Here is a 26,596-nt window from a genome sequence, read left to right as displayed (position 1 = left end):
ATCCAGGCTTCGGCCAATTGTGGCTGGTACCGCGGGGATGGGGGTCTCGGCAGCCACGGACGGCGGGGAAGAGGTCGCCCCCAGAGCCGGAAGACCCGTGGTGCGACGTGGGTTACGGCCGGGTGGACGTATCGCGACGCTGACGGATACGCTGCCCGGGCCTCGGCAGGGCCACGGCCCCCGGGACCGCCAGTGATTCCCGCCGCGTTCCGAAAGCGCCGGGTCAGGTTTCTTACACGTCATCCAGGCTTATGGGGGTTTGGTGCGGGGTAGGGTCCACTCGGTGAGAGTCGTGCTGCTCGGCCCGCCGGGCTCAGGCAAGGGAACGCAGGCCGCCCGGATCGGCTCCCGTTACGGCGTCCCGGCGATCTCCACCGGCCGGCTGCTGGACGCCGAGATCGCCGCCGGTTCCCCGCTCGGCCGCCGCGCCGAGGCGTATGTCCGTGCGGGCGACCTCGTCCCCGACGAACTGGTCCTCGACCTCGTCGCCGACCGGCTCTACGGCTCCAGCGCCGCCGCGGTGGTGGATCATGTGCCCGCGACCGCGCGCGCCTCGAAGGACGCGGAAGCTCTCGGCACGTCCTCGGAGGCGTCCGCGAGGTCGTCCACGGTCTCCACCGGCACGCTGACCGCGCCGTCGGCGACCCCGGCCGCGGACGTCTGCCAGGGTTTCCTGCTCGACGGGTTCCCGCGCACGCTCGCGCAGGCCGAGGCGTTCGACGCCAGGTTCGCCGAGGCGGGCTGCGCGCTGGACGTCGTGCTCGACCTAGACGTCGACGAGTCCACCGTGCTGGAGCGGATCAGGCATCGCGCCCGTTCCGAAGACCGGCTGGACGACGACGAGGAGACCGCCCGGCGGCGCCTCAAGGTCTTCGCCGAGCGCACGGCGCCGCTGCGCGCCTACTACGCCGCCAGCGGCATCCTGCGCACCGTCGACGGCTCCGGCACTCCCGACGAGGTCGCCGCCCGTCTCGAGGCCGTCCTCACCGACGTCACCCGTGGATAGCTGACAGATCAAGACACCACGCGCCCCCGGTCCCTGGCCGGGGGCGCGTCGGCGTGTCCGGGCTTTGGGTTCGGCTGGCGGACGTTCGCCAAGGTCCGTAGAAGTTGTGTCGAGTATGCAGATTAGATACTTTATGCCTATTGTGGCCATGTCCGCTGTGGCTGCTGGTGTCCGGTATCTGATCAGGAGTGCGGATGGTCGAGTTCAACCCGTATGACCTCGCGACCTATCGCGACCCGTACCCGGTCTACCGGGCACTGCGGGAAGAGGCGCCGGTCTACTACAACGCCGACCTGAAGTTCTGGGCATTGTCGCTGCACGCCGATGTCCTGGCCGCGCACAACGACTGGCAGACCTACTCCAGCACCGGCGGAGTCACGATCGAGGGCCGCGAGGCCGGCGCCCCTATGATCATTCTGCGGGACCCGCCGGAGCACCGCTGGCACCGCAAGATCGTCAGCAAGGTGTTCTCCCCGCGCCGGATGCTGGCCCTGGAGCCCTACATCCGTCGCCGCGCTGGCGAGCTGCTCGACCGTTTCCTCGACGCCGACGAGTTCGACGCCGTCCGCGACTTCTCCGTCCAGCTGCCCCTCGACGTGATCAGCGAGCTGCTCGGGATCCCCCAGGAGTACCGGCAGACCATCAACGAGTGCAGCGACCGAATCCTCGCTCGTGGCGAGGGCGTCGACGAGGAGGCGGAGTTCATCGCCGCCAACGCCGAGATCATCAACATCTATCTCTCGCTGGCGGCCGAACGGCGCAGGAACCCGACGGACGACCCGATCAGCCTGCTGATCACCACCGAGGTGGACGACGACGAGGACGGCTCGACCCGGACCTTGCCGGACGACGAGATCGCATTCCGGTTCCTGGAGCTGGGCGCCGCCGGCCACGAGACCGTCGCCAAGGCCATCCCGAACGGCCTGATGGCCCTGACCCGGTTCCCCGACCAGCGCCGCCTCCTGCTGTCCGACCCGTCCCTCTACGACCGGGCCGCCGGCGAGACCCTGCGCTTCGACGCCCCGTCCCAGCTGCAGGGCCGGACCGCCACCCGCGACGTCGAGCTGCACGGCGTCACGATCCCGGCGGGCGACCGGGTCATGCTGATCACCGGCTCGGCGTTGCGTGACGAGCGGGTCTACGAGAACCCCGACGTGTACGACCTGAACCGGAGGGACGAGCCGTCGACGGTGTTCTTCGGCTTCGGTATCCACCGGTGCCTGGGGGCACACCTGGCCCGGCTCGAAGTCAAGATCGCGCTGGAGGAGGTCCTCAAGCGGTTCCCCGACTACGTGGCCGATCCGGAGCGGGCCGTGATGAAGGTGTCGTCGAACGTCCGAGGTGCGGCTAACCTGCCGTTCGTGACGAAGGGCGCCGCGCTGGCGTCGGCGTAGGGCTGGTGCGGCGGCGGCGGCGGCGTAGCGGCGCGCTCCCGCCGGTCGCCGCGTTCATGATCGCCGCCGCCGTGTTGCCATCGTCACGAAATCGCCGGATTCACGACGGCCGCAACACGGCGGCGGCGATCAACCCGGCGTGGGACGGCTGTCGAGAGCTGGCTCAGCTGAGCCGGTCGAGTACTGCGGCGAGGATCGCGGTGTCGACGTCGTCCAGGTGGGCGGCGAGGGTGTCGCGGTCGCGGTCGCCGGCGAGGACTCGGCGTAGCGCGGCGACGAGGTTTGCCCAGTCGTTGGCCTTGGCCAGTTCGTCGAGTACCTGGTCAACCTCAGTGGGCAGGGGCTGGCGGGCGTTCGCTGCGGTGGCAACGGCCGAGATGATCGGTTCCCATGCCGCGAGGCGGCGGTCGGGGTCCGGCCCGGAGACCGGTTCGGGGGGTAGAGCGCGGGCGGCGTTGATCAGATCGTGGAGGGCCTGGTCGGCGGTGGCCCGGTTGCCGGCGAGACTGTCGACGAGGCCCGCCCAGCGGACGCCGTCGACCTGGCTGACGAGGGTATCGACCGCGGCGACGGTGTCGGGGATATCCAGGTCGGGGCCGCCGGTGAGGTGGTGACTCAGCGCTTGGGCGGTATTTGCCTGCCAGGTGCTGGTGATGCCGGTGAGGTGGTAGAGCAGGGTGGCGGCGATCCGGTGGGCGAGTACCAGGCCGGTGGTGGTGGGGTCGAGGTAGTTGGCGAGGTTGTGGTGGGAGATGGCGATGGCGTTCGGGTCGGGTCGGATGTAGCTGAGGCGTAGGGCGGTGTATTCGAGGCGGGTGGCCTCGTCGGGGCGGCCGTAACTGTTGGCGAGTGCGGCGCGGGCGGAGAACGTCTTGCCGACCATGTCGAGGTCGCCGGTGTCGGTAAAGACCCGTTGGCAGTCGGCCAGCAGTGCGTCGGCGTCGTCGAGGCGGCCGAGGCGTAGCAGCGAGCCGTAGTCGTTGAACCGGCTGCGGGCGATGTCGTAGGCGCTGGCGCCCCGGGCCCGCATGCTGTCCACCTGCCATGCGGTCAGGTCCAGCTGCTGCTCCCAGCGGCCGAGGCTCTGGGCCGCGAACGCCGCGGTGTCCAGGATGGCCTCGCGGACGTTCCAGGGTGTGACCGCGTCGTCCGGGTCCGCCTGGTCGGGCAGGGCGTCGAGACGGGCCAGCAGCGTCTGCGCGTCGGCCAGCAGGGCGTGTCATGACGACTGTGTAAGTCGGAGGTGGACCAGGATCGATCTACCTTGATCGGGTAGGTCAGAAATGGACACCGAATGACGCAGAGTGGAACGCTTCGGACAAATGACGAGGCGGCGGCACAGAGAATCGCGGAGGCTTTCGCGCCGGATGCGATCGACGCGTTGTTGAAGGATGCGAAAGCGACCGGAACTCCGGTCGACGGGGTCGACGGTTTGTTGAACCGGATGACGAAGGCGGTCCTGGAGCGTGCCCTGCAGGTCGAGATGACCGACCATCTCGGGTACGAGGTCGGCGATCCGGCCGGTCACGGTACGGGGAACTCCAGGAACGGGATGTCCACGAAGACGGTGTCGACGCGTAACGGGCCGGTCGATATCGAGGTGCCGCGTGACCGGAACGGCTCGTTCGAGCCGACGATCGTGCCGAAACGTGCCCGTCGGATAGGGAACCTCGATGACACGATCCTGTCGTTGTACTCGCGGGGAATGACGACGCGTGACATCGAGGCGCACCTGGGTGAGGTCTACGGGGTCCAGGCGTCCCGGGAGTTGATCTCGAATGTCACCGAGGTGGTGGTCGATGAGATCAAGGCGTGGCAGTCCCGGCCGCTCGACGAGGTCTACCCGATCCTGTATGTGGACGGTCTGCGGATCCGGGTCAAGGACAACGGCGTGGTCACGACCAAGGTCGCCTACCTGGCCGTGGGGGTCGACGTCGACGGGCGCAAGCACGCGCTGGGCTGCTGGATCCAGGATGCCGAGGGGGCGAAGTTCTGGCAGAAGGTCTTGGCCGACCTGCGTAACCGCGGCGTGCGGGACCTGTTGATCGTGTGCTGCGACGGGCTCACCGGCCTGCCCGAGGCCGTCGTCGCGGTCTTTCCCGAGACCGTGGTGCAGACGTGCGTCGTCCATGTGATCCGTAACGCGATGCGTTTCGTTTCCTACAACGACCGGAAGGCCGTCGTCAGGGCCATGAAGGAGATCTACACCGCGCCTACCCTCGAGGCCGCCGAACTCGGCCTGGCCGCCTTCGACAAGAACTTCGGGGCCCAGTATCCGGGCGCTGTCGACGTGTGGCGTCACGCGTGGGCGGAGTTCATTCCTTTCCTGGACTACCCGCCGGAGCTCCGGAAGATCGTCTACACGACGAACGCCATCGAGTCGATGAACTTCCAGCTCCGGAAAATCACGAAGAACCGAGGCCACTTCCCGGACCGGGATGCGGCGATGAAGCTCCTCTACCTCGGACTCCGGAACATATCGAGCCATCGAGGCGGTGAGTCCGGGACCGGGACCCACGGCTGGAAAGTGGCACTCAACTCGCTCGTGAACCTCTTCCCGGGGCGCTTGCCTTTCTGATAACGTCGACGTGTAGGCTGCTATTCACCTCTGGCTTACACGGAAATCATGACAGGCTCGGCCAGCACTCCGGCCGCATCCCCCAACAGGCCCCGGATCTGCAACACCTGGCCCTCGTCCGTCGCCTGCGTCCAGGCGCCCAGTCCGCCCGCCGCCGTGTGCGCCGCTGTGTCCCGTGCCATGGCCAGCGCCTCCCGCAGCCGGCCCTGCCCCCACAGCAGGTTTGTCAGTTCCCCGGCTGCCGCCGAGGCGCCCCGGTCGTCGCCCGCCGAGGTCGCTGCCGCCAAGGCGGCGCGTAGTACCCCCTCCGCTCCGACCGGATCCACCCGGCTCAGCACCCGCCCATACATCCCCAGAGCCCTCGGCGCGCCGGTAGCTTCGGCGACCCGCGCCAGCAACGGCAACACCCGACCCGCTACCCCCGGATTCCGCCCCGTCCGCCGATACGCCTCCTCCAGGAGGAACGCCGCCCGGTCGAACTCGGCCAGCCGCAGCAGGTACGGCGCCGCCGCCACCCCCGCCCGCACCACCAGCTCCCCTTGCTCCGCAGTGCCCTCACGGCCACGACCCACGTCAACACCGGCATGCCAGAGGTCGGCCAGCTCTTCGTCGACCGCCTGCCGCACCCCGGACGTCGCTGCGGCTCGCACCACTTCGGCGACACCGGGATGCACTCCGAACCCGCCGTTCCTGCCGTTCGTCGCCGAAGCTGACGTGTCCGGTGTCTGGGGATCCACCGCAAGGACGGCCAGTGCTCCTACCGCCAGCTCCCGGGTCAGGCCTTCGACCGCGGGGGGATCGCCCGAGCGGCCCAGCTTCGACCAGATCTCGGCCCAGGCCGACTCGATGATCCAGAGCTGTCGGTCGTCCTCCTCCAGGCAGCAGACCACCTGCAGGAAGAGACGGGCGGGGTCGGACAGCGCCGCGACCGCGATCTCGACCCAGCCGGCCAGCGCGGCGAGGAACCCACCGGCGCCGACGGCGGACTCGCCGGACCCGAAGAACGCGTCCAGCGCACGGCCGTCGGCGGTGGTGGCCTGCTCGGCGAGTGTCACCCGGGCGGCGAACACGTCGCGGCCGGCGCGGGCTGCGGCGTCCGCCAGCTCCAGCAGCTTCGGATGGCCCTGGACGACCCGCAGCGCCCGGACCAGCAGGGCACGGTCCTCCTCCACCTCGGCGGGGCTGGCCGCCGTGGCCAGGGTGGATTCGCGTTCGGCGCCGGGGTCGTGGTCGTCGGCGTGGAGCAGCGCGCGCAGCCCTGGGAGCTCGCGGGCGAGCAGCGCGGCCTCGGCGAGGGGGAGGGCGTTGACCGGCTCGACGCGGATGGCTGGGTCGAGGCCGGCCGGGCGGATGCGGCTGGTCAGGACCACGCGGGACTGGCCGCCGCGCCTGGTCAGCGCGCCGAGAAGCGCCGGCCAGCGGGGATCCCGCCAGTGGCCATCCTCGCCCAGCAGGGTCTCCAGATTGTCGAGGACGAACAGGACGCCGACGCGGGCGCAGAGATCGGCGAGGGTCGGGAGGTACGCGGCGAGCCGGTCGGCGGTGGCGGCCTTGTCCGCGATCGGGACGTCGAGCTGTGTTTCCAGTGCAGCGGCGAAGGAGGGGAGGCCCTGGAGGTAGTCGTCGGGTGTGTCGGATGCGGACCAGAAGACGACCTTGGCGAAGTTGTCGGCGTGCTGGTGGGCGAGCTCGACGGCGCAGGCGGTCTTGCCGGCGCCGGCCATGCCGTGGAACAGCACCCCGGACTGGCCGCTGCGTGGCGCCAGCGCGGCGGAGGCACGGGTCATGACGGCGACGCGGCCGACGAACCGGGCCGGCTCCGCGGGCAGCCAGGCTGTCCTCGTCGACACGGTCCCCAGGTCGACGGCGCCGGTCGGGGCGGCCAGCCGCAGGCCCTCGGCCGGGCCGAGCAGGACGGGAGTCACGGCACAGGGCGGCGGGATGGCGGCCGTGGGCGCCGGGCCGGCCGCGTGGACGACGGCCAGGCCGGTCGCCGTGTCGAGGGTCCTGCCCTTGTCGAGGAGCAGGTCGTAGAACCTGTCGGTGAGCCGGATCGCGAACTCGTCGCCCACCGGGTAGCGCATCGCCAGCACCGCGCACCCCAGCGCGTCCACCAGCCCGCGTGCCAGCCCGGCGCCGGAACCGTTCCCTGAGTCTGCCCTGTCCGGGCCCGCCGCCGTGGCGGCGGTGGCCTCGGGTGTGGCGTTTCGCTCGACCTTTTCAGCCTGGTCGTCGAGGCCGAGCCAGCGCAGGATCTGGGCGGCGTCGGCGGCGGCCGACTGACAGGCGGACAGGACGGCGAGCTTCATCCGGCGCCGGGAAGGGCGCAGCATCTCGATCAGGTCGACGGTCGAGATCCGGTCGAGACGGCCGTCGGTCCGCTCCAGGGCCAGGGTGTCGACGGTGCCGTGGCAGGACAGATGCAGCAGATCCCATCCGTCGGCTTCCTCGACGGTCGCGCGCAGCTTCTCCCGGGTGACGCCGTACTGCAGGACGCGCAGCTCGATCCGGTAGCCGCCGCGGCCGGCGAGGGTGCGGATCAGGTCGACGAGCGCCCGACGTTCCCGGCGCAGTGCCAGAGGGCTGGTGCCGGAAGGCTGGGAGAACACCGCGAGCACCCGCAGTTTCTCGCCTACCGGGGCCTTGCTCGCCGCCCAGGCCGGGGCGGGTGGCATTCCGGCCGGAGCGTCGAGCAGGTAATCGAACGTAGCGTTGTGCGCGGCCAACGGCCGGCCGGCGACGTGGGCGATCTCCCAGGGCCAGTCCGGCAGGAAGCGGAGCCGCTCCGGTACCTCGACGGTGACGGTGACGGGCGCCTGGTCTGCGATGACCTTGCTGATGGTCGGGCCGAGGGCATGTGCGGCGGCCCACTCGCCGACCTCGCCGACGATCCGGGTCGCCGACGCCACTCGCTGATCTGGCGCGGTGTTCGCGTGCAGGTAGTCGTGAAGCCCGGTGAACGCGGCGAACTCCCACTGGCCACGGCTGGCGCCGAGCTCGACCGGATGATCCGCGATCGGGTTTCCGGTGGCGCCGTCAACGAGCAGCCATCGCCATCGCAGGCCGTCGGCGATCTCCACCGGCCGCAGAATCAGTCCATTCGCCACGCACGGCACCCCCGATCTTTCGCCGTGGGTCGACTGTAGCGGTCATGGTGGCAGATCCGTCGCGCTCCGCATCGAACCGCCGCGCCCCGGCCGCTGACACCCGACTCCTGGGTGATGTCGGGTTCCGACGTGACGTCGAGGCTTCTGATCGCGCCTCCGGGGCTCATCTGCCTCCTGACGTGCTGTCCGTTCGCGCGGTTCCGCGGAACCGCGCGAACGCGTGAACGGACAGCACGCCGCGGACGTCGACCGAGGGGCATGCCAGCGTCGAGGCGCCGACGGCGGGAGGTTGTTCGCACGGGCAGCGGCGCGGCGCGCGTTCGCCGATGAAGTGCGGTGGGGTGCCGGCGATCCCGACGCCGGCGCGCCGAACAGGCGCTGATATCCGTCGTCGCGACGTCGTATCTTCTCGGGGTCTCGACGCGCCGCGTGGACAAACTCGTCGAGCAGCTCGGTGTCGCCCATATCTCGAAGTCGCAGGTCTCGGAGCTCGCTCGTCATCTCGATGGCCAGGTCGAGGCGTTCCGCTCGAGGCCGCCCAACGCGGGGCCGTACCGGTTCGTGCAGGCCGACGCGCTGACGATGAAGGTCCGCGAGGACGGCAGGGTGATCAACGTGCACTGCCTGCTCGCGGTCGGCGTCAACGGCGACGGGCACCGCGGGATCCTCGGTCTCGACGTCGTGAGCAGCGAGGACGGCGCCGGCTGGCTGGCGTCCTTCCGCGGCCTTCTCGCCCGTGGCCTGACCGGGGTCCGGCTGGTGACCTCGGACGCCCACGCCGGCCTCGTGGCCGCGATCGGCGCGACGCTCCCCGGCGCTTCGTGGCAGCGGTGCCGGACGCATTATCTGCGGGATCTGCTGACGTTCACACCGAAGGGCTCACAGCCGTGGGTCGCCACGTCGGTGAGAACGATATTCGATCAGGCTGACGCGAACGAGGTCGCCGTCCACTTCGACCGGGTCGTCGACGCTCTCATCGAGAAACTACCCCGCGCCGCGACCCATCTGGAGGAAGCGAAAGCCGACCTGCTCGCGTTCACCACCTATCCCCGGGAGATCTGGCGCCAGATCTGGTCCTCCAACCCGCAGGAACGGCTCAACAAGGAGATCCGTCGACGCACCGATGTCGTCGGGATCTTCCCGAACCGCGACGCCATCATCAGACTCGTCGGCGCGGTCCTCGCCGAACAGCACGACGAATGGATCGAGACCCACCGCTACTTCGGCCTGGAAATCCTCGCCAAAACCGACCCAGCCGAAACAGCACCCGACACACCCGAGATCAGCGTGACCACCGAAGCCCTCACCGCATAACCTGCACCAGGGATCACGCGACGTCACTCTCCGTACACCACGCCGCTGGACGTGACCCTCAGTGATCGCTGTGTGTGCCCTGCCGTGGTTGCCGGCGGGGCACAATCGCGACCACCGGAGGGCCGAGACGGCGATCAGGCCGCAGGTCCGACCGCTGGGGGCGGCAGTGGTGAACTCGCAGGTCACAGCCGTCTGCGCGAAGTCACAAATGTAGTGCTTGACCACCGCGGTGAACGGAAAGTACTAATGGGCGCGGACGGCCACCCGTACTTCATCCCGCCCTATTCGGTCGACACCCGGCAGCGGCCCCGGCGAAACCCGCTCCACCGCACCCTCGACCACCTCTACACTGGAATCTGGGAACCTCCAGACTGACTCCAGCGCTGACATTCCCCAGCCGGGAAGGCGACCCCTGCGGTCGTCATCCCGGCATGTCTGCGTTCGGCTGGTCGGCGGATGCTGATGAGGGGCGGTCAGCGGACCTTCGCGAAGAAGGCGCGGAGATCGGTGGCGAAAGGACCCGGCTGGTCCATCGCGATGAAATGGTGGCCGGCCGGGTTGTCGTCCGGCCAGTGAACGATGGTGTTGTGGCGTTCGGCCAGTCGGCGGATGCCTGGCGGTCCGCTGTAGACGCCGGTGGGCGCGGCGGTCTGGCCTTCGGGCCAGCTGGAACTGGTGCTGTCGTAGTACGGCCAGGCTGACGTTCCGAACGTTCCGGTGAACCAGTACAGGCTCACGTTGGTCAGGAACAGGTCCCGGTCGATCACCTGGTCGAGCGGCCGGCCCGAGGCGTTGAACTCGTGGAACTTCTGGGTCATCCAGGCCAGTGCCCCCAGCGGGGAGTCGTGCCACCCGTACGTGAAGGTCTGGGGCGCGGCCCGCAACAGCGCGTGATGGTCGACGCCGCTCGCCCAGTCCTGCGACATCATGCTGGCGTACGCCGCCCGCTCGTCCTCGGTCAGGTCGGGAAGATCCTTCTCGGTAGGAAAGCCGAGACCGCTGACGACGTGGACGCCCACCACCTGGTCCGGCGCCGCCCTGGCCAGCTCCGGTGCGACATAGGCGCCGAAATCCCCGCCCTGCGCGCCGTACCGCTCATAGCCGAGACGGCGCATCAGTTCCGCCCACGTCCGGGCCACCCGCGTCGCGGTCCAACCAGTCTCCCGTGGCGGTGCGGAGAACCCGAATCCCGGCACGGAGGGCGCGACCACATGGAATGCCTGGGCCGGGTCGCCCCCGTGCGTGCGGGGGTCGGTGAGGTGGCCGATGAGGTCGGCGAACTCCACGAACGAGTTCGGCCAGCCGTGCGTGAGGACGATCGGCAGAGCGTCGGGCTCGGCCGAGCGCACGTGCAGGAAATGGATGTCCTGGCCGTCGATCTCCGTCATGAACTGCGGGAACTCGTTCAGCCGCGCTTCGTGCGGGCGCCAGTCGTAGCCGTCACGCCAGTAGCCGGCCAGCTCTCGGAGGTCGGCGGCGGGGACGCCGCGGCTCCAGTCCTCGCCGGGCAGTTGCCGCGGCCACCTGGCGCGGCCCAGCCGCTCGTTCAGGTCGTGCAGGTCCGTGGTGTCGATCTCGATCTGGAACGGACGGATCTCGGCGCTCATGTCTCTCCCGATTCGTCTCGACAACGGGATCAACGCTAGAACCCCTACAGGCCGGAACCTGTCCTAAATTCGCGGACCTGATGCCGGCCGTCGGTTCGGATTCGTGCTCCAGGCCCGATCGCCAAGCCGGGATGGCGACCAGACGCGGTCTCCATCCCGGCCATCCGTGCCTCGATCGCGGGCGTCAGAGGCCGCGGGTCAGAGGTCGAACTCCTCGGGGGACAGGCCGACGGCGAAGCAGGCCTCGCGGACGACCGCCTGCTCGGTCTTGTCGAAGCTGCCGTCCGCGCCGCCGATGATGATGCCGATCTGGATCACGGCGCGGGCCTCGGCCGGCTTCTTCTTCGTCTTGCCGATCTCCTGGAGCACCGAGACCTTGCCGAAGGCGAAGTCGGCCATCAGTTTGTTCAGGTACTCGTTGAAGCGCCGCTGCAGGTCGTCGGCCGGGAAGTTGTTGAGGACCTCGTTGGTCGCGATCAGGCCGGCCACCCGCTGACGCTCCGCCGGGTCGACGCTGCCGTCGGCGGCGGCGACCAGCGCGCACATCGCCATGCTCGCGTCGCGGAAGGCCCCGCTCTTCAGGTCGTTCTTCTTCGCGACCAGCTGGGTCTGCATGCCCTGTGCCGACTGCCGCAACTGATTCCAGATTGCCACCGCTGCTCCTTCGCGCGCGGCCGGCCGGGCGGGTATGCCGGGCCGGTCCCTCGTCCGCCTCCGACCGGATCGCCGCCGGGTGCCGTCGCGCCAGCAGGGTCGCCGCTGGCGTCGGCGACGGGCCGCGCCGTCGTCGGCGTTGCCGAATCTGCCCAGACAACGTCCGACGATCGCGGTGCGCTCCCGGCGCCCGGACGACGAGTCACCGGCGGGGGTTGACCTCAAGCATGCTTGAACTACCAGAGTATCGCCATGATCTTCACCGAGGCCGAGCGCCGGTATCTCACCACTCACCCACTGGGGCGTCTCGCCACCGTCGGGCCGCGCGGGGCGCCGCATGTCCACCCGGTCGCGCTCTGGGTGGACCTCGACGCCGGGACCATCGACATCGGCGGCCCGGCGCTGAGCCGTAGCCAGAAGTTCCGCAACGTCCAGGCCGACCCGCGGATCTCCCTCATCGTCGACGACCAGGCCACCCCCGAGGAATCGGTGGGGCCGGGCGGCCAGACCGGACGGGGCCTGGAGATCCGCGGCAGCGTCGAGATCCTCGTCGCCGGGGAGCCGCCGATGACGGGGTTCGGCAACGACGTGCTCCGCGTGCACCCACACAAGATCATTTCTTGGAACGTCGATGGACCTGGCTACACCACCCGCACCGTCTCGGCCGCTGCCGCCGAGACCGGGCGGCGGCGCTGGTCCTGGCCCCCGGTGACTGACGGCGAGCCCGTGTGAGCGTCGCGGCATTGCGCTCGAACCGGGCGTCTCTGACCGGGATGTCTCGAAACCGGGTGTACGGTGACGTCCGCCGCGTGCCGAGACAAGGCGCCGGTGTCTCTTCACAACGGATCGTCCGGCACGTACCTGCCGGTGGAGGGGAAACAAGATGGCGACCGTGGTCTTCGAGAAGGCCGAACGGCGATATCCCGGAGCGCCCACCGCGGCGGTGAAGGGCATCGATCTGACGATCGAGGATGGCGAGTTCATGGTGCTCGTCGGTCCCTCGGGGTGTGGCAAGTCCACCACACTGCGCATGCTCGCGGGGCTCGAGGAGGTGACCTCGGGCCGCATCCTCATCGGCGGCCGTGACGTCACCAACGCCCCGCCGAAGGACCGCGACATCGCGATGGTCTTCCAGAGCTATGCGCTGTACCCGCACATGTCGGTCTTCGAGAACATGGAGTACTCGCTCAAGATCGCCAAGGCGCCCAAGGAGGAGCGTGAGCGCCGGGTGAAGGCCGCGGCGGCGCTGCTCGGCCTGACGGACTACCTCGACCGCAAACCGAAGGCGCTCTCCGGTGGTCAACGCCAGCGGGTGGCGATGGGCCGGGCGATCGTCCGGGAGCCCCAGGTCTTCTGCATGGACGAGCCGCTGTCGAACCTCGACGCCAAGATGCGGGTGCAGACCAGGACCGACATCGCGAAGCTGCAGGCCGACCTCGGTGCCACGACCGTGTACGTCACCCACGACCAGGTCGAGGCGATGACGATGGGTGATCGCGTCGCGGTGATGAACGAGGGCGAGCTGCAGCAGGTAGCCGCGCCGATGGAGCTCTACCGCCGGCCGGTCAACCTCTTCGTCGCCGGCTTCATCGGCAGTCCGCAGATGAACCTCCTGCCGGCCACGGCGACCGACGGCTCCATCCGGCTCGGCGGGTACACCCTGCCGGTCCCGGCCTCGACGCTGGCGAAGCTGCCCAGGGACCTGACCGTCGGTCTGCGCCCGGAGGCGTTCCACGTCGTGCCCGACGGTGGCCTCCCGCTGGACGTCGTGGTCGTCGAGCACCTCGGCTCTGACTCGTACGCCCATGGCACGGTGCCGCTGGGCTCGGGGACCAGCAACCTGGTGGTACGGGTCCCGTCGAGGCAGGAGGTCGCCAAGGGCGACCGGCTCCGGGTGGCCGTGGACGGTGGCGACATCCACCTCTTCGACACCGTCACCGGCCTGCGCCTGAGCGCCTGAGCGCCTGAGGGTCTCAGGATCCGAGGGTCTGAGCGCCTGACCAGCGTGCTCGCCCCGGCCGCCCGTGGCCGGGGCGAGCCGGGCGGGCCGGCGCTGGGCGGAGGCGTCGTTACGTTCCGGTGAAACCGGGAGATTCCGCTTGACCTGAATAAGTAAGGCTGGTCAACTAACAAAACATCCCTGGGCGGTCGATCGGCCGGGCGGCCCAGACGGCTCTGTGGCAGCCAGTGACAGTCAGGAGACGGGAGTCCGATGAAGAAGAAGCTCACCGGTCGGGTCGCGGGCGGCGTCGCGCTCGTGGCGGCGACCACGCTCGCGCTGACCGCGTGCGGCGGTGGCTCGTCCGACGACGGCTCGACCACCCTCAAGCTCGTCGTCGCCGACTACGGCACCGGACCCGACAACGCCAGCTCCAAGTACTGGCAGGGCATCGCGGACGACTTCCACGCGGCGCACGCGGACATCACCGTCAAGGTCACGTCGATCGCGTGGACCCAGTTCGACCAGCAGGTCCAGACGATGATCCAGAACAAGCAGTACCCGGATATCACCGAGGGCGACTACTTCTCGAACTACGCCGAGGACGGCCTGCTGTACCCGGCCTCCGACGTGCTGTCGAACCCGGGCAACCTGCTGCCCGCCTTCAAGGACCAGGGCACGTTCGACGGGCAGCAGTACGGCCTGCCGTTCACGACGTCGAGTCGCACGCTGTTCTACAACAAGAAGCTGTTCGCGCAGGCCGGCATCACCAGCGCGCCGAAGACCTGGGCCGACGTGCAGACCGACGCCGAGAAGGTCAAGGGCCTCGGCCAGATCGGCTTCGGGCTGCCGCTCGGCGCCGAGGAGGCGCAGGCCGAGTCGTTGCTGTGGATGCTCGGCGCCGGCGGCGGCTTCCAGACGGACGGCAAGTACACCATCGACAGCGCCGCCAACGTCGAGGCCTTCACCTTCCTCAAGGGCCTGGTCTCCGCGGGTGACACCGAGCCGAACCCCGGCACCGTCAACCGCACCGACCTGTGGCAGAAGTTCGCGCAGGGCCAGGTTGGGATGATCAACGGCTCGCCGGCGCTCATCCCGATCATCCAGGAGGCCGGCAAGCTGCAGGACAGCGACTGGACCTCGGTCCCGATCGCGGGCAAGACCGGTCCGCTCGCGACCACGCTCGGCGTCTGCGACAACGTCGCGGCGTTCAAGCCGAACGGCCACCAGACGCAGATCAAGCAGTTCCTGGACTTCGCCTACCAGGACAAGTACCAGCTCCAGTTCGACAAGGAGTACAAGCTCCTGCCGGCCACCACCACGGCGACCACGGCGCTCGCGTCCGACCCCGTGTTCGCGCCGTTCCTCACCGCCCTGCCCAAGTCGATCCAGTACCCCAGCGACACGTCGTGGGCGAACGTGAAGACGAAGATCCAGCAGACCATCGGCACGGCGGTGACCGACGACCCGGCGTCGGTTCTCGGCGACCTGCAGAAGTCGGCCGCGGCCGGCAGCTAGGCCAAAGGGGGCGCGAAGATGGCGAAGCCTCGCGTCCCCGGAGGCCGTCGGACAGCCCTAGATCTCATGCCACCTCGGGCTGGGTCCGGCCCCGGGGCCGGACCCAGCCCGAGGCATGCTCACCTCAGTTGTCACCAGCTGTCCGGTATTCACAGCTATCCGGTATCCCAGCTGTCCAGCTGTCCAGCAGCCGAACCAGAACGTGAGGATCAGATGGCCGCCCTGCGTCGCCTGACGCCCCTGGCGTGGCTCGGCCCGGCGCTCGTGCTCATCGGCGTCGTCGTCCTATGGCCGGTCGTGGTCATGGTGCAGTCGTCGTTCCAGCACATCGGCGGTGAGGGCTTCGTCGCCGGCTACAACGGCACCGACAACTACCGCCGCCTGTTTCACGAGCCCGACTTCGCCGAGGTGTTGCTGCGGACGCTCCTGTGGGTGGTCGTCGTCGTGGTCGTGACGATGCTGGTGTCGCTCGGGCTCGCGCAGCTCTTCCACCAGCGGTTTCCCGGGCGCCGGGTCGCGCGTTGGGCCCTGATCGTCCCGTGGGCCGCGTCGGTGATGATGACCGCGCTCATCTTCAGGTGGGCGCTCGACCCCAGCAGCGGCGTCATCAACCTGTTCCTGCACCAGATCGGTGTCGTGGACAAGCTCGGCTCGAACCAGGCGCACTGGCTCGGCGACCCGCACCGCGCCCTGCCCTGGATGATGGCCGTGGCCGTGTTCGTGTCGGTCCCGTTCACGACGTACGCGATCCTCTCGGGGCTGCAGGGCATTCCCGAGGACGTGTACGAGGCGGCGTCGCTCGACGGGGCGACGGGGCTGCGCACCTACCGCGACATCACGCTGCCGCTGCTGCGGCCGGCGATCGTGGTCGCCACGCTCATCAACGTCATCAACGTCTTCAACTCGTTCCCGATCATCTGGGAGATGACGCGGGGCGGCCCGGGCTACCAGACGAGCACCTCGACCATCTACATGGTCGACCTCAAGCAGGGCAATGTCGGCGAGGCGGCCGCGATGTCGGTCATCAACTTCGCCCTCGTGATCGTGATCGTCGTGGTCTACCTGTCGACGACCCGTTGGAAGGAGCAGGTGGACCGGTGAGGACCTCCCGTGCCCGCACGGTGGCGGTCGCCGCCGGGGCGTACCTGGTCGCGATTGTCTTCCTGCTGCCCTACGTCGAGATGGTCATCACGGCCGGTCGGACGAAGAACGAGCTGCTGGACGCGAATTACTTCCCGAAGCACTTCACGTTCTCCAACTTCACGTCGCTGTGGTCCGCGGACGGGCTCGGCGGCAACATCTGGGTCAGCCTGCGGGTCGCCGGCGGCGCCACCCTGCTGGCGCTACTGGTCGCCGTGCCGGCCGGGTACTACACGGCGCGGCACCGATTCCGCGGCCGCACGGCGTTCCTGCTCGTGGTGCTGGCGACCCAGATGTTCCAGCCGGCCGCCATGCTCGTCGGCCTGCAGCGCGAGTTCACGAACTTCGACCTGCCCTCGGCGACGGTGTCCCTGATCATCGTGAACGCCGGGTTCAACCTCGCCTTCGCGATCTGGATCCTCAACGCGTTCTTCGCCTCGATCCCGGTCGAGCTGGAGGAGGCCGCGCAGGTCGACGGCCTCAGCCGGATCGGCGCGCTCGTGCGGATCACCCTGCCGCTGGCGGCGCCGGGCATCGTGACCGCGCTGATCTTCACGTTCATCACGGCCTGGAACGAGTTCCTGGTCGCTCTCACCCTCAGCCTGGGCTCGCCACCGGGCGACCGGCCGCTGACCGTGGCGATCGACGGGTACGTCGGGCAGTACTCCACCGACTGGGGCCATCTGTTCGCGGGCGGCCTGGTCGCGACGGTACCGGTGATCATTCTCTTCGCGCTGATCGAGCGCCGGGTCGTCACCGGGCTGACGGCCGGAGCGGTCAAGTGACCGTGGGGGCAGGCGGGCGGGCGGGCGCGCCGCGGCGGCGCCAGCTCCGGCCGACCGGCAAGCTGCTCGCCGAGGACGCCAGGCGACACCACCGGGCCCTGATCCTGCAACGCCTGTTCAGCGAGGGGCCGGTCAGCCGCGCCGACCTCGCCCGGGCCACCGGCCTGACCCGGGTGACGGTGTCCGACCTGGTGGGCGGCCTGATCGACGACGGCCTGATCGTCGAGCTCGGCTCGCCGGCGGAGGCCCGGGTCGGCAAGCCGCCGACACTGGTGGGCATCGCCGCCGACGCCCGGCACATCGTGGCTCTCGACCTGTCGCCCGACGACCGCATGATCGGCACCGTGCAGGACCTGCTCGGCGCGGTCAAGGCGCGCGTCGAGCTCCCGCGCGAAGGGCGGTCCGGCGCCCAGGCCGTCCAGCTGGCGGTGCGCCTGGCCGGCCAGCTGCTGCGGGCGACGGACCGGCCGGTGCTCGGGATCGGCGTCGGCAGCCCGGGCATCGTCGACGGCCGCGGTGTCGTGCTTGACGCGCCCAACCTGAGCTGGCGCGACGTCGACCTCGCGGGCACGCTGCACCGCGAGTTCGGCGTCCCCGTCCACGTCGCGAACGACGCGAACACCGCCGTCCTCGGCGAGCACACGTTCGGCGAGGCCGGCGACAGCGACTTCCTGCTGCTGCGCATCGCGACGGGTGTCGGCGCCGGCCTCGTCGTCGGCGGTGTCCTCGTCCAGGGCCACGGGTCCGCGGCGGGTGAGATCGGGCACGTGATCGTCGACCCAGGGGGCAAGCCATGCGCCTGCGGGCGTGTCGGCTGCCTGGAGACGGTGCTCGCCGTGCCGCGGCTGCGGGAGCGGGACCCGGCCACCCTTGCCCAGGTCGGCGAGGTGCTCGGCGAGGTGCTGGCGCCGGTCGTCGGCCTGCTCAACCTGCACCAGCTCGTCCTCGCCGGCCCGCGGGACCTGCTCGACGGCGCCCTGCGCGACGCCGTCGACCAGACCGTCCGGGAGCGCACGATGTCGGTGACCACGGCGGATTTCGTGGTACGCACCTCTCCGCTGGGCGACGACGTCGTCCTCGCCGGCGCCGCGGTGCTGGTGCTGTCCGGAGAGCTGGGGGTCTCGTGAGCCGAACCTCCCCGATCGCAGACCTCCCAGATCCGCTTCGCGGATCCGGCAGGAACCCTGCCGGCGATCGAGCAGGAACCCCGGGAGCAGGCTCGCCGCGCGCGCGGGTGGGGCTCGACATCGGGGCGACCAAGATCCTCGGGGTGGTCGTCGCCGACGACGGGACCGTGCTGGCCCAGGCCAGGCAGACGTCGGTCGCCGGGCCCGACGGGGTCCTGGCCTCCGCCGGGGCCGTGCTCGAACGGCTCGCCGCGGCCACCGGCGGGTCGCTGCCGGCGGTCATCGGCGTCGGGGTGCCCGGCATCGTCGACCGAGGCACCGGCACGGTGAAACACGCCGTCAACCTCGGCCTCGGCGGCGACTGGTTCCCGCTCGCCGAGCGGATCGGCGCGCGGGCCGGCGACCTGTGCCCTCCGGGAGCGGGCTCGGCCCGGGTGACGCTCGAGAACGACCTCAACGCCGCGACGTGGGGCGCCCATGTGCTCAGCGGTGCCGACGACCTCGCCTACGTGAGCCTCGGCACCGGGCTCGCGGCGGGCTTCGTCCTCGACGGCGTGCTGCGGCGTGGGGCGCACGGCGCGGCCGGCGAGATCGGGCACGTGCCCGTCGACCCGGCCGGCGAGCTGTGCTCGTGCGGGCAGAAGGGCTGCCTGGAGCTGGTCGCGTCCGGCTCGGCCGTGACGGCGGCGTGGCCGTCGCCGGACCAGCCCGCCGCCCAGGCGCTGTTCGCGGCCGCGTCGGCCGGCGACCCCGCCGCGGTCGCGGCGCGGGACCGATTCGTGCACGGCGTGGCGGACGCGGTCCGGATGCTCGGCCTGACCGTGGACCCGGCGGTGATCGTGCTCGGCGGCGGCGTCGCGAACCTCGGCGCCCCGCTGCGCGACGCGGTGGCCGCGGCACTGCGCGCGCAGGCGGCGACCTCGCCGTTCCTCGCCTCGCTGGACCTGGCGAGCCGGCTCGCGCTCGTGCCTCCCGGCATGCCTGTCGGCGCCCTGGGCGCCGCGATGATCGGGGATGCCGGGTGACCGGGCAGCCCAGATGACCGGCGCGGCCCAGATGACCGGCGCGGCCCAGATGACCGGCGCGGCCCAGATGACCGGCGACCTGCGCGTCGTCGGCGGTCTCGACGCCGCCGGCCGGCCGGTGGACGTCGCCATCGCGGGCGGTCTGGTCGTCGATGCTGCGGGCGACGCTGCGAGCGGCGGATCGGGCGGAACGCCGGAGTTCGACGCCAGCGGCCGTTATGTGCTGCCCGGCCTCATCGACCTGCAGGTCAACGGCGCCGGCGGGTGTGACCTGACCGACCAGCCGGACCGGCTGTGGGACGTCGCCGCCACGCTCGCCCGCTTCGGCGTGACCGCCTTCGCGCCGACGGTGATCAGCTCGTCGCCCCGGGCGCGCGCGGCGGCGTTGGCGGCCCTGCACGCCGGCCCGCCCGCCGGCTGGGCCGGCGCCGTGCCGCTCGGGCTGCACTTCGAGGGGCCGATGATCGCTCCCGGCCGCAAGGGCGCGCACCCCGAGCGCCGGCTGGTGGCGCCGTCGGCGGCCGTGATCGAGGGCTGGTCGCGGGCGGCCGGTGTGCTCATGGCGACGGTGGCGCCCGAGCTGCCGGGCGCGCTGGAGGTCATCCGGGAGCTCGTCGCCCGCGACGTGCTCGTGTCGGTCGGCCACACCGAGGCCACGGCGGCGCAGGTCGCGGCCGCGGTCGCGGCCGGGGCCACGCTCGTCACCCATCTCGGCAACGCCATGCCGCCGTTCTCCGCCCGCGAGCCGGGACCGATCGGGGCCGCGCTTGGCGGGTCGGGTTTGGTGGCCGGGGTGATCGCGGACGGCCTGCACCTGGACCCTCTCACGCTGCGGCTGGCGTGGCGCGCCCTCGCTCCCGGCCGCTTCCTCGCCGTCAGCGACACCACCGCCGCGCTCGGCATGCCCGATGGCCCGGCCCGGCTCGGGGACCAGGACGTGATCGTCTCGGCCGGCGCCGTCCGCCTCGCCGACGGGACGCTGGCCGGCTCGGCGGCGTCGCTGCCCGAGTGCCTGCGCACGCTGGTGAGGACCACGGGCTGCGGCCTCGCCGACGCCGTCGCGTGCGCCACGTCGACACCCGCCGCGCTCGTGCGCGACCCGGCCCGGGGGCGGCTTCGGCCGGGAGCGCGCGGCGACGTGACGGTCCTCGACCGTGATCTCGACGTGGTCGCCACCGTCGTGGCCGGCCGCGTCGTCCACGACGCGAGCCTGTGACTCTCCACGGCACAGGCCGCACCGCCCACGACACGAACGGAAGGTGCTGATGGAGGTCGTGCCGCTCACGACCGCCGGGGACGTCGCGGCGCTGGCGGCCGACGTCGTGGAGGCGCTGGTGCGCCGCCGGCCGGCCGCCGTGCTGGGACTGGCCACGGGCTCGAGCCCGCTGCCGGCCTACCAGGAGCTGATCCGGCGCCGCCACGCCGGCACGGGTCCGCCCTACGACGAGGTGACCTGCTTCAACCTCGACGAGTACGTCGGCCTGCCGGTCGGCCACGAGCAGAGCTACCGCGCGACCATCGCCCGCGAGCTCACCGACGGGCTCGGCGTCGACCCCGGCCGGGTGCACGGCCCCGACCCGGACGAGGACGGCCTGGCGACGGCGGGGGAGCGGTACGAGGAGCTGATCCACAAGGCCGGCGGTGTCGACCTCCAGCTGCTCGGGATCGGCTCGGACGGCCATCTGGCCTTCAACGAGCCGGGCTCGTCACTGGCGAGCCGCACCCGGATGAAGACGCTCACGGCCCGGACCCGCGCGGACAACGCGCGCTTCTTCGGCTCCCTCGCCGAGGTGCCGCGGCACGTGCTGACCCAGGGGCTCGGCACGATCCTGCGGGCCCGCCACCTGCTGCTGGTCGCCACCGGGGCCGGCAAGGCGGTGGCGGTGGCGGCCGCGGTGGAGGGGCCGGTGTCGGCGTCCTGCCCCGCGTCGGTGCTGCAGCTGCACCCGCACGCCACCGTGCTGCTCGACGAGGCCGCCGCGTCGGGGCTCGAGCGGGGCGCCTACTACCGCGAGGTGTACGCCGGCAAGCCGGCCTGGCAGGGGCTGTAGCCGGGCTGACCCTCCTGGCCGCGCCGGGCTGGTGACGCCGGCCAACATCGCTTTGCGGCCCCATCGGGGAGGTCCTATGGTTCGGATGTGCCAGCCGGATACAGCGGGTGATGAACACCGGCCCGGCACTGACCCATTTCGGCCATGGCGCCCGCGCCGCTGGCCGGTGTTCGCGCGTCAAGCCGTCGCAAACCACCGACGGTGTGCCCCCAAAGACAGGTCATGGCGGGCGCCGGGCCGGTATACCGAAACGGGAGCAAGTCATGCGGGATGACGTGGGAATGGATCAGACGGGAACGCCTCGCCCGGGGATGGGTATCGCCGAGCTGGCGGCGGAGAGCGCCGAGCTTCTGCCTGAGCGCATGACGCTGATGGTGATCGAGAACGGTGAGTCCATCGGCACCGGTAACAACTCGCCGGTCAACTCGCCGGGCAGCAACAACATCGTTTCCGGTAACAGCTCCATGGTACAGACGATCGGCAGCGCCAGTCCGTTCATCCAGTCTGTCGCCAGCGGTGATGTACTCATCAACCAGTGGTGACCGCCGGGCGGGTGAAAACCACTGCGGGTGCGGGTTTCTCCGTCCGTGGGCCCGTCCGCGCGAGCCGCTTTTCTGACCGCCGTCGGGCGCGTTTTCCTAAATTCTTGGAAGGCTCTCGTGGCCATGGGGTTACCCGGCCGGGCCCGTTCGCCGGCCGGCCGGGTTCTCCCTGCCCTGACTGCGTATCGAATGGTCCCGACATTTTTTCCGGCGGCGGCGACACGCCCGTGAAAATGTTTTGAGTCGCCTCTCGGTGCGGCTAGCCTCTCGCTGAAAGTAGTCGTGGAGGCACCGGACCGGGAGATGAAGATGAGTGAGGCCGGCGCGAAGCAGTGGGACGAGCGAGCGGAACTCTCCGAGAAGCGGGTGGAGCTGTCGGAGGAGCGGGCTGAGCTGCTCCCCGAGCGGACCACCCTTGCCGCGGTCGAGATCGGTCGGAAGGAGTTCTACCCCTCCAACGTCGCCGTCGAATCTCCCACGTCGAACAACTTTCCGGTCGGCTCTCCTGCGTCGAACAACGCGATTCTCGCTAATGCCTCGGCGCCGGAGGTCACGGGCGGCTTCATGCCGATTCTGATCACGCTGATGCCGAGCATCAACATCATAGTCCAGAAGTCGGATCTCGACGATCTCGGCCTCGGGAATCACTCGGACGACGGGCACGCGGATGACGCCCCTGTCGGTGATGGGCATGCTGACCCACTTGCCGACCATGGGAACGCGAATGACTCTCCCGCCGACACCGGTCACACGGCTGACCCGTATGCCGGCGGTGATGGATGGATGGACTTCCTGCGGCGGATGTTCGGTCGATAGTGGATATTTTCCATGATCGACGAGGCGCCGAGAGGAGCTGACGGACGGGCGCCAGGGGAGAGGATGCGCGATGACCGAGCCCGCGTGGCCGGCACAGGCTCCAGCCCCAGAGGCTCCGGTTCTCGAGGCTCCAGCCCCGGAACCGTCAGAACTGCCGGAACTGCCCGACCGGCCCAGCCGGGCCGACGGTCTGGCGTTGCTCGGCGAGTTCGCCGGGTCCGGCCTCGCGCGCCCCGTCTACCTGGCGCGCCGTGCCGATGGCCAGGTCGTGACGCTTACGGAGCTGCTCGCGCGGATCATCGAGGCGGCGGACGGCACCCGTGACCTCGCCGCGATCGCTGACCGCGCCGGGCGGCGCTGCGGCCGCGCGGTCAGCGGCGCCGACGTCGCGTACCTCCTGACCCACCGGCTCATGCCCCTCGGCCTGATCGCCGCCTCGACCGGTGCGACACCGACGCCCCGGGCGAGGGCCCTGCTCGCGCTCACCGCCCGGCGCACCCTGCTGCCGGCGCAGGCCGTGCGCCGGATCAGCCGGGTGCTCGCGGGGTTCTTCCGTCCGGCGGTCGTCTCCGTGCTGCTGGCGCTGCTGGTGGTCGCCGATGTCTGGTTGTTCGGTCGGCACAGCGTGCGGGACAGCGCCGCCATGGTGCTGGCCACCCCGTCGATGATCCTGGTGTTGCTCGGCTTCACCCTCGTCGGCGCGCTGGTGCACGAGTGCGGCCACGCGGCGGCCTGCCGCTACGGCGGCGCGCGGCCGGGCGTGATCGGCGTCGGTATGTACCTCGTCTGGCCGGCTTTCTTCACCGATGTCACCGACTCCTACCGGTTGAGCCGATGGGGGCGGCTGCGAACCGATCTGGGCGGGATCTACTTCAACGGGCTCTTCGCGCTGCTCGTGGCCGGGACGTTCGCCGTCACCCGGGCCGAGGTGCTGGTGATGGTAGCGCTCCTCGTTCACATGGACGCGCTGCGGCAGCTCGCGCCGTTCGTCCGGCTGGACGGCTACTACATCGTCAGCGATCTCGTCGGGGTACCGGACCTGTTCAACCGCATGGGTCCGGCGGTGCGCTCGGCCTGGCGGACGGCGACGCGCGGGATCCCGTCCCGGCGGCGGGCCCGGGCGGACGCGGGATCGGCACCGGACCCGGGGCTGGCCGGGCTGACCCGACGGGCCCGTCTCCTGGTTACCGCCTGGGCGCTGTGCGCCGCGCCGATGATCGCCGTGAACATCGTCCTGCTGGCGGTCTACGCGCCCTTCGTGCTGCCCCGGACGGCCGTGGCGGTACGCGACGAGTTCGGCCAGGCGAGCCGGGCCCTGGCTGACGGCGAGCCGGTCACGGCGATCGCCGGTGCCGTCGGCATGGTGCTGGTCGCGTTGCCGGCGGCCGGGATGGTCTACGTGCTCGTCCGGGTCGGCCGGCGGTTGGTACGGATGGTGCGGGTGGCGTGGGCGCTGCGGACGAGCCGGCGGGGCTCCGGGTTCGGCAGCCGGGCTGGGGCGCGGTCAGCGGGTGGTTGAGGCTCAGTTGGCGGTCAAAGCTCAGCTGGCGGTTACGGACAGGCCGTTGAGGGTGGCGATGGCCTGGGGGAGGGCGCCGATGTTGGCGAAGTCGACGGCGACGAAGGTGGGGCGGCGGTCCCGCGCGCGTTCGCAGACGCCCGCCCGGGCCAGGAGCAGGCCGGTCGCGTTGTCGTCCAGTGCCGCGCGGCGGCTGGGCGCGGCCGCGGTCAGCCAGTGGTTCACCAGCAGGAGCCTGGCGTCCGCGGAGCCGCGCTTGACCGTGCAGCCGGCGAGGTCGGCGGGCAGGCGGGCGTCGAACGGGGTGTCCGAGCCGTAGCGGTAGAACGAGCGCAGGAAACTGCCCGGGGTGTCCTGGCTCTCGGTGAAGACCACCAGGCGGTGCCCGGAGGTGGTCATCTGCCGCAGCGTCGGCCATTCGCCGTCCGGGTCGGCCGGTGGGGTTACCACCTTGTTTCCCAGCCCGGCCTGATCGACCGCGCCGATGATCTCGTTCGCCGGCACCTGGTCCTGCAGGATCAGGGTGACGACCTCGGTGGGGTTGCGGTCCAGCCAGTCGCCGATCGCGCGCAGCTCGGTGGTGAAGTCCAGCGCGCCGAGCTGGCACATGTCATGGCAGAGCCACAGCCCGGGCCGGGTCGACAGCGCGCCACGGGTCAGCGGCTCCAGCGCCGCCCGCGTCGTGGGGTCGAGCGCGTCGAGGGCCTTGCTCACCTCCTCGGGTGTCGTCCAGTGGTGGACGTCGAGCAGCAGGCCACGGACACCGAGGTCGAGCTGGTGGACGATCGAGGGGTCCTGCGCCGGGCCGAGGAACTGGTCCTCGCTGTTGGCCATCGCGTTGTGGCTGGCCGCGTAGCTGACCTCGTCGTAGTGCCGGTCGCACAGCCGCGCCGAGCCCTCGCACACCACCCGCGCGTCCGCCGCCGCGCCGGGGAACGCCGCCCAGGTGACGGCGACGATGGCCGGGATGACGACGACCGCGGTGGCCACCAGCCGGCGCCGCCGGGTGTGCCGCTCGAGGCGCGCCGCCGCGGCGGCCAGCAGCGAGAGCCCGGTGAGGATGGCGCCGAGCACGAGCATCCAGATCGTCAGGCGCAGGAAGTCGCTCTCGATGCCGCGGTAGGCGGTGGCGCCGAAGTCGGTCAGCACGTCGGCGGCGCCCTTGGGCAGCTTCGAGCCGGGGGCGTCCAGGGAGGTCAACGGGTTCGGCAGGGCCAGCCGCATCGCGATCCCCAGCAGCAGTGACCCCAGGCCCGCCGCGAGTCCCACGTAGCCCAGCGCCCGCACCGGCGAGCGCCCGCGGGAGGTGGCGATCGCGGCGGCGCCGACGAGCCCACCGAAGATCGCCACGACGCACGCGGCGCCGACCGGGAGCAGCAGCCCGGAGATGTCGTGCAGCCGGTCGATCGCCCTGATCGCCGGCCGGTCGCCCAGGTCCGACAGCGAGACGCCCAGGTTGAGCACGGTGCCGTCCACGAGCCGGCCGCGCAGCTGCTGGATCGCCTGGTCGTCGCCCTGGAACAGCGGTGGCCCGAGCAGGGCCAGCGCCCCCGCGATGTTGCCGGACAGCAGCAGCGCCCGCGCCGGCTCCTGCAGCTTCGCCCTGGTCACCGGGTCGAACCGGGCGAGTACCGTGCCGAGCACCAGGTCGGCGTCCTGCGGGCGCAGCTTCATCGTCGGCAGCGACGTGGGCGCGCGGCCGGCGGCGACGTCGTTCAGCGTGGCGATCACGCCGTCGGTGAACTCGGAGACGTTCGACACCTGGTAGGTGGTGCCGGCGCCGAGCTCGCCGGCGAGGTAACGGTTCGCCAGGCCCGAGATGTTGGTGAACAGCGGGCGCATGTCGACGGTGAGCGCGATGTCGTCCTCGTCGCCGCGCAGATAGGCGACGACCCGGCGGATCTGCTCGTCGGTCATCCCCTCGACCGTCGACGGCGGCAGCACCGTGCGCAGGTTGGCGGTGACCAGCGTCCGGTCGACCGGAAGTCCGGCGAGCAGGTCGTCGACGGCCGGGTCCGGCAGGATCTCGGTGTAGACCCGGTCGTAGGCGTGCACGTGACTCAGGCCCTCGGTGTAGAAGTCCGGGCTGAGCACGGTGGACCGCGCGGTGAGGATGACGACCAGCGGCAGCCAGCAGATCACGACGAGCGCCGTCAGCGCGATCTGCGCGAGCCGCCGGCGGCCCGTGTCCACCCGGGTGTCCGCTCGCTCGCCCGCGGGGTCGCGCCTGCTCAGCCTGGCCGCCAGGCCCAGCCCTCTCCGGCCGCCCGCCGGCTGCGCCGTCGCCGGCTGTGGCGCTGTCGCGCCGTTCCGCTCCCCGAGCCGCACGGTGCCAACCTACCGAGATCCGGAACGTACCGAGATCCGGACGGCCGGGCCGGCGCCCGGACGAGCCGCCCGGATGTCGCGTTGCCGACGGCTGGCGGCCGGAAATTCGTTCGGACAATTCGGTCGGTTTCGGTACTGTTGGCGAC

The 26,596-nt window shown here is 70.8% G+C and carries 20 protein-coding genes and 1 pseudogene; 16 read left to right on the top strand and 5 right to left on the bottom strand.

The window, feature by feature from the left end:
- Nucleotides 1-283: 283 nt before the first annotated feature.
- Nucleotides 284-1,006 carry an adenylate kinase family protein gene (locus FRCN3DRAFT_RS0237525; protein ID WP_027141288.1) on the top strand — a complete coding sequence of 241 codons (723 nt, stop codon included), beginning with the start codon at nt 284-286 and terminating at the stop codon, nt 1,004-1,006.
- A gap of 194 nt (nt 1,007-1,200) precedes the next feature.
- Nucleotides 1,201-2,400 (top strand): cytochrome P450, encoded by a 1,200-nt coding sequence (locus tag FRCN3DRAFT_RS0237520; protein ID WP_007515667.1) that lies wholly within the window; start codon nt 1,201-1,203, stop codon nt 2,398-2,400.
- Nucleotides 2,401-2,563: 163 nt separating this feature from the next.
- Here the strand turns inward: FRCN3DRAFT_RS0237520 and FRCN3DRAFT_RS0237515 are convergent, their stop codons facing one another.
- Entirely contained in the window at nt 2,564-3,430 is an 867-nt protein-coding gene (locus FRCN3DRAFT_RS0237515) for a hypothetical protein (RefSeq protein ID WP_007515666.1), read from the bottom strand.
- Between the two features lie 264 nt (nt 3,431-3,694).
- Here FRCN3DRAFT_RS0237515 and FRCN3DRAFT_RS0237510 point away from each other — a divergent pair, with 264 nt between their 5' ends.
- Nucleotides 3,695-4,978: an IS256 family transposase gene (locus FRCN3DRAFT_RS0237510; RefSeq protein ID WP_007510736.1), complete on the top strand. Its 1,284-nt coding sequence runs from the start codon at nt 3,695-3,697 to the stop codon at nt 4,976-4,978.
- A gap of 35 nt (nt 4,979-5,013) precedes the next feature.
- Here the strand turns inward: FRCN3DRAFT_RS0237510 and FRCN3DRAFT_RS0237505 are convergent, their stop codons facing one another.
- On the bottom strand, nt 5,014-8,085 hold the full coding sequence (locus tag FRCN3DRAFT_RS0237505; RefSeq protein ID WP_007515665.1) for an ATP-binding protein: 3,072 nt from the start codon (nt 8,083-8,085) through the stop codon (nt 5,014-5,016).
- A 354-nt stretch (nt 8,086-8,439) separates the two neighbouring features.
- On the opposite strand from FRCN3DRAFT_RS0237505, the pseudogene FRCN3DRAFT_RS48165 reads away from it, so the two are divergent.
- Nucleotides 8,440-9,399 (top strand): annotated as a pseudogene (locus FRCN3DRAFT_RS48165) (IS256 family transposase); the annotation flags it as partial.
- Nucleotides 9,400-9,872: 473 nt separating this feature from the next.
- Here the strand turns inward: FRCN3DRAFT_RS48165 and FRCN3DRAFT_RS0237490 are convergent.
- Entirely contained in the window at nt 9,873-11,006 is a 1,134-nt protein-coding gene (locus tag FRCN3DRAFT_RS0237490; protein ID WP_007515662.1) for an epoxide hydrolase family protein, read from the bottom strand.
- 198 nt (nt 11,007-11,204) lie between these two features.
- Nucleotides 11,205-11,660: a tellurite resistance TerB family protein gene (locus tag FRCN3DRAFT_RS0237485; RefSeq protein ID WP_007515661.1), complete on the bottom strand. Its 456-nt coding sequence runs from the start codon at nt 11,658-11,660 to the stop codon at nt 11,205-11,207.
- 252 nt (nt 11,661-11,912) lie between these two features.
- Here FRCN3DRAFT_RS0237485 and FRCN3DRAFT_RS0237480 point away from each other — a divergent pair, with 252 nt between their 5' ends.
- The 12 genes from FRCN3DRAFT_RS0237480 to FRCN3DRAFT_RS0237425 all read left to right on the top strand — a co-directional run bounded on the left by FRCN3DRAFT_RS0237480 (nt 11,913) and on the right by FRCN3DRAFT_RS0237425 (nt 24,122).
- On the top strand, nt 11,913-12,392 hold the full coding sequence (locus FRCN3DRAFT_RS0237480; RefSeq protein WP_007515660.1) for a PPOX class F420-dependent oxidoreductase: 480 nt from the start codon (nt 11,913-11,915) through the stop codon (nt 12,390-12,392).
- Between the two features lie 151 nt (nt 12,393-12,543).
- Nucleotides 12,544-13,620, top strand: coding sequence for an ABC transporter ATP-binding protein (locus FRCN3DRAFT_RS0237475; RefSeq protein ID WP_007515659.1), 1,077 nt, complete (start codon nt 12,544-12,546; stop codon nt 13,618-13,620).
- A gap of 252 nt (nt 13,621-13,872) precedes the next feature.
- On the top strand, nt 13,873-15,117 hold the full coding sequence (locus FRCN3DRAFT_RS0237470; protein ID WP_007515657.1) for an extracellular solute-binding protein: 1,245 nt from the start codon (nt 13,873-13,875) through the stop codon (nt 15,115-15,117).
- Nucleotides 15,118-15,330: 213 nt separating this feature from the next.
- Nucleotides 15,331-16,218 carry a carbohydrate ABC transporter permease gene (locus FRCN3DRAFT_RS0237465; RefSeq protein ID WP_007515656.1) on the top strand — a complete coding sequence of 296 codons (888 nt, stop codon included), beginning with the start codon at nt 15,331-15,333 and terminating at the stop codon, nt 16,216-16,218.
- The gene (locus FRCN3DRAFT_RS0237460; RefSeq protein ID WP_007515655.1) at nt 16,215-17,042 is read left to right on the top strand and encodes a carbohydrate ABC transporter permease; all 828 of its coding nucleotides are present in this window, start codon (nt 16,215-16,217) and stop codon (nt 17,040-17,042) included. Before FRCN3DRAFT_RS0237465 ends, FRCN3DRAFT_RS0237460 begins: the two co-directional genes overlap by 4 nt.
- Nucleotides 17,039-18,169 (top strand): ROK family transcriptional regulator, encoded by a 1,131-nt coding sequence (locus FRCN3DRAFT_RS0237455; RefSeq protein ID WP_007515654.1) that lies wholly within the window; start codon nt 17,039-17,041, stop codon nt 18,167-18,169. The genes FRCN3DRAFT_RS0237460 and FRCN3DRAFT_RS0237455 overlap by 4 nt, the downstream gene beginning before the upstream one ends.
- A 107-nt stretch (nt 18,170-18,276) precedes the next feature.
- Nucleotides 18,277-19,194, top strand: coding sequence for an ROK family protein (locus FRCN3DRAFT_RS0237450; RefSeq protein WP_007515653.1), 918 nt, complete (start codon nt 18,277-18,279; stop codon nt 19,192-19,194).
- Nucleotides 19,184-20,410, top strand: a complete 1,227-nt coding sequence (locus FRCN3DRAFT_RS0237445) for an N-acetylglucosamine-6-phosphate deacetylase (protein ID WP_232794377.1) — start codon at nt 19,184-19,186, stop codon at nt 20,408-20,410. Before FRCN3DRAFT_RS0237450 ends, FRCN3DRAFT_RS0237445 begins: the two co-directional genes overlap by 11 nt.
- Nucleotides 20,411-20,459: 49 nt before the next feature.
- Complete coding sequence (locus FRCN3DRAFT_RS0237440; RefSeq protein ID WP_007515651.1) at nt 20,460-21,245, top strand: glucosamine-6-phosphate deaminase; 786 nt, start codon at nt 20,460-20,462, stop codon at nt 21,243-21,245.
- A 263-nt stretch (nt 21,246-21,508) separates the two neighbouring features.
- Nucleotides 21,509-21,787, top strand: a complete 279-nt coding sequence (locus FRCN3DRAFT_RS0237435) for a hypothetical protein (RefSeq protein ID WP_007515650.1) — start codon at nt 21,509-21,511, stop codon at nt 21,785-21,787.
- Between the two features lie 309 nt (nt 21,788-22,096).
- Entirely contained in the window at nt 22,097-22,603 is a 507-nt protein-coding gene (locus tag FRCN3DRAFT_RS56860; protein WP_007515649.1) for a hypothetical protein, read from the top strand.
- 70 nt (nt 22,604-22,673) lie between these two features.
- Nucleotides 22,674-24,122 carry a zinc metalloprotease gene (locus tag FRCN3DRAFT_RS0237425; protein WP_007515648.1) on the top strand — a complete coding sequence of 483 codons (1,449 nt, stop codon included), beginning with the start codon at nt 22,674-22,676 and terminating at the stop codon, nt 24,120-24,122.
- A gap of 21 nt (nt 24,123-24,143) precedes the next feature.
- Here the strand turns inward: FRCN3DRAFT_RS0237425 and FRCN3DRAFT_RS0237420 are convergent, their stop codons facing one another.
- The gene (locus tag FRCN3DRAFT_RS0237420; protein WP_007515647.1) at nt 24,144-26,450 is read right to left on the bottom strand and encodes a phosphoinositide-specific phospholipase C-related protein; all 2,307 of its coding nucleotides are present in this window, start codon (nt 26,448-26,450) and stop codon (nt 24,144-24,146) included.
- Nucleotides 26,451-26,596 lie beyond the last annotated feature (146 nt).

The sequence above is a fragment of the Pseudofrankia saprophytica genome, assembly GCF_000235425.2.
GTDB classification, from domain to species: Bacteria; Actinomycetota; Actinomycetes; order Frankiales; family Frankiaceae; genus Pseudofrankia; species Pseudofrankia saprophytica.
The sequence above is the reverse complement of the archived record's forward strand: the minus strand, read 5'-3'. Positions and strand labels throughout refer to the sequence as shown.

Excerpts from the sequence above, each read along its gene's own strand:
- FRCN3DRAFT_RS0237520 (WP_007515667.1), top strand. The coding sequence starts at position 1,201 with ATGGTCGAGTTCAACCCGTATGACCTCGCGACCTATCGCGACCCGTAC.
- FRCN3DRAFT_RS0237515 (WP_007515666.1), bottom strand. The coding sequence starts at position 3,430 with ATGCGGGCCCGGGGCGCCAGCGCCTACGACATCGCCCGCAGCCGGTTC.
- FRCN3DRAFT_RS0237510 (WP_007510736.1), top strand. The coding sequence starts at position 3,695 with ATGACGCAGAGTGGAACGCTTCGGACAAATGACGAGGCGGCGGCACAG.
- FRCN3DRAFT_RS0237490 (WP_007515662.1), bottom strand. The coding sequence starts at position 11,006 with ATGAGCGCCGAGATCCGTCCGTTCCAGATCGAGATCGACACCACGGAC.
- FRCN3DRAFT_RS0237480 (WP_007515660.1), top strand. The coding sequence starts at position 11,913 with ATGATCTTCACCGAGGCCGAGCGCCGGTATCTCACCACTCACCCACTG.
- FRCN3DRAFT_RS0237475 (WP_007515659.1), top strand. The coding sequence starts at position 12,544 with ATGGCGACCGTGGTCTTCGAGAAGGCCGAACGGCGATATCCCGGAGCG.
- FRCN3DRAFT_RS0237470 (WP_007515657.1), top strand. The coding sequence starts at position 13,873 with ATGAAGAAGAAGCTCACCGGTCGGGTCGCGGGCGGCGTCGCGCTCGTG.
- FRCN3DRAFT_RS0237465 (WP_007515656.1), top strand. The coding sequence starts at position 15,331 with ATGGCCGCCCTGCGTCGCCTGACGCCCCTGGCGTGGCTCGGCCCGGCG.
- FRCN3DRAFT_RS0237445 (WP_232794377.1), top strand. The coding sequence starts at position 19,184 with ATGCCGGGTGACCGGGCAGCCCAGATGACCGGCGCGGCCCAGATGACC.
- FRCN3DRAFT_RS0237440 (WP_007515651.1), top strand. The coding sequence starts at position 20,460 with ATGGAGGTCGTGCCGCTCACGACCGCCGGGGACGTCGCGGCGCTGGCG.
- FRCN3DRAFT_RS0237435 (WP_007515650.1), top strand. The coding sequence starts at position 21,509 with ATGCGGGATGACGTGGGAATGGATCAGACGGGAACGCCTCGCCCGGGG.
- FRCN3DRAFT_RS56860 (WP_007515649.1), top strand. The coding sequence starts at position 22,097 with ATGAGTGAGGCCGGCGCGAAGCAGTGGGACGAGCGAGCGGAACTCTCC.
- FRCN3DRAFT_RS0237425 (WP_007515648.1), top strand. The coding sequence starts at position 22,674 with ATGACCGAGCCCGCGTGGCCGGCACAGGCTCCAGCCCCAGAGGCTCCG.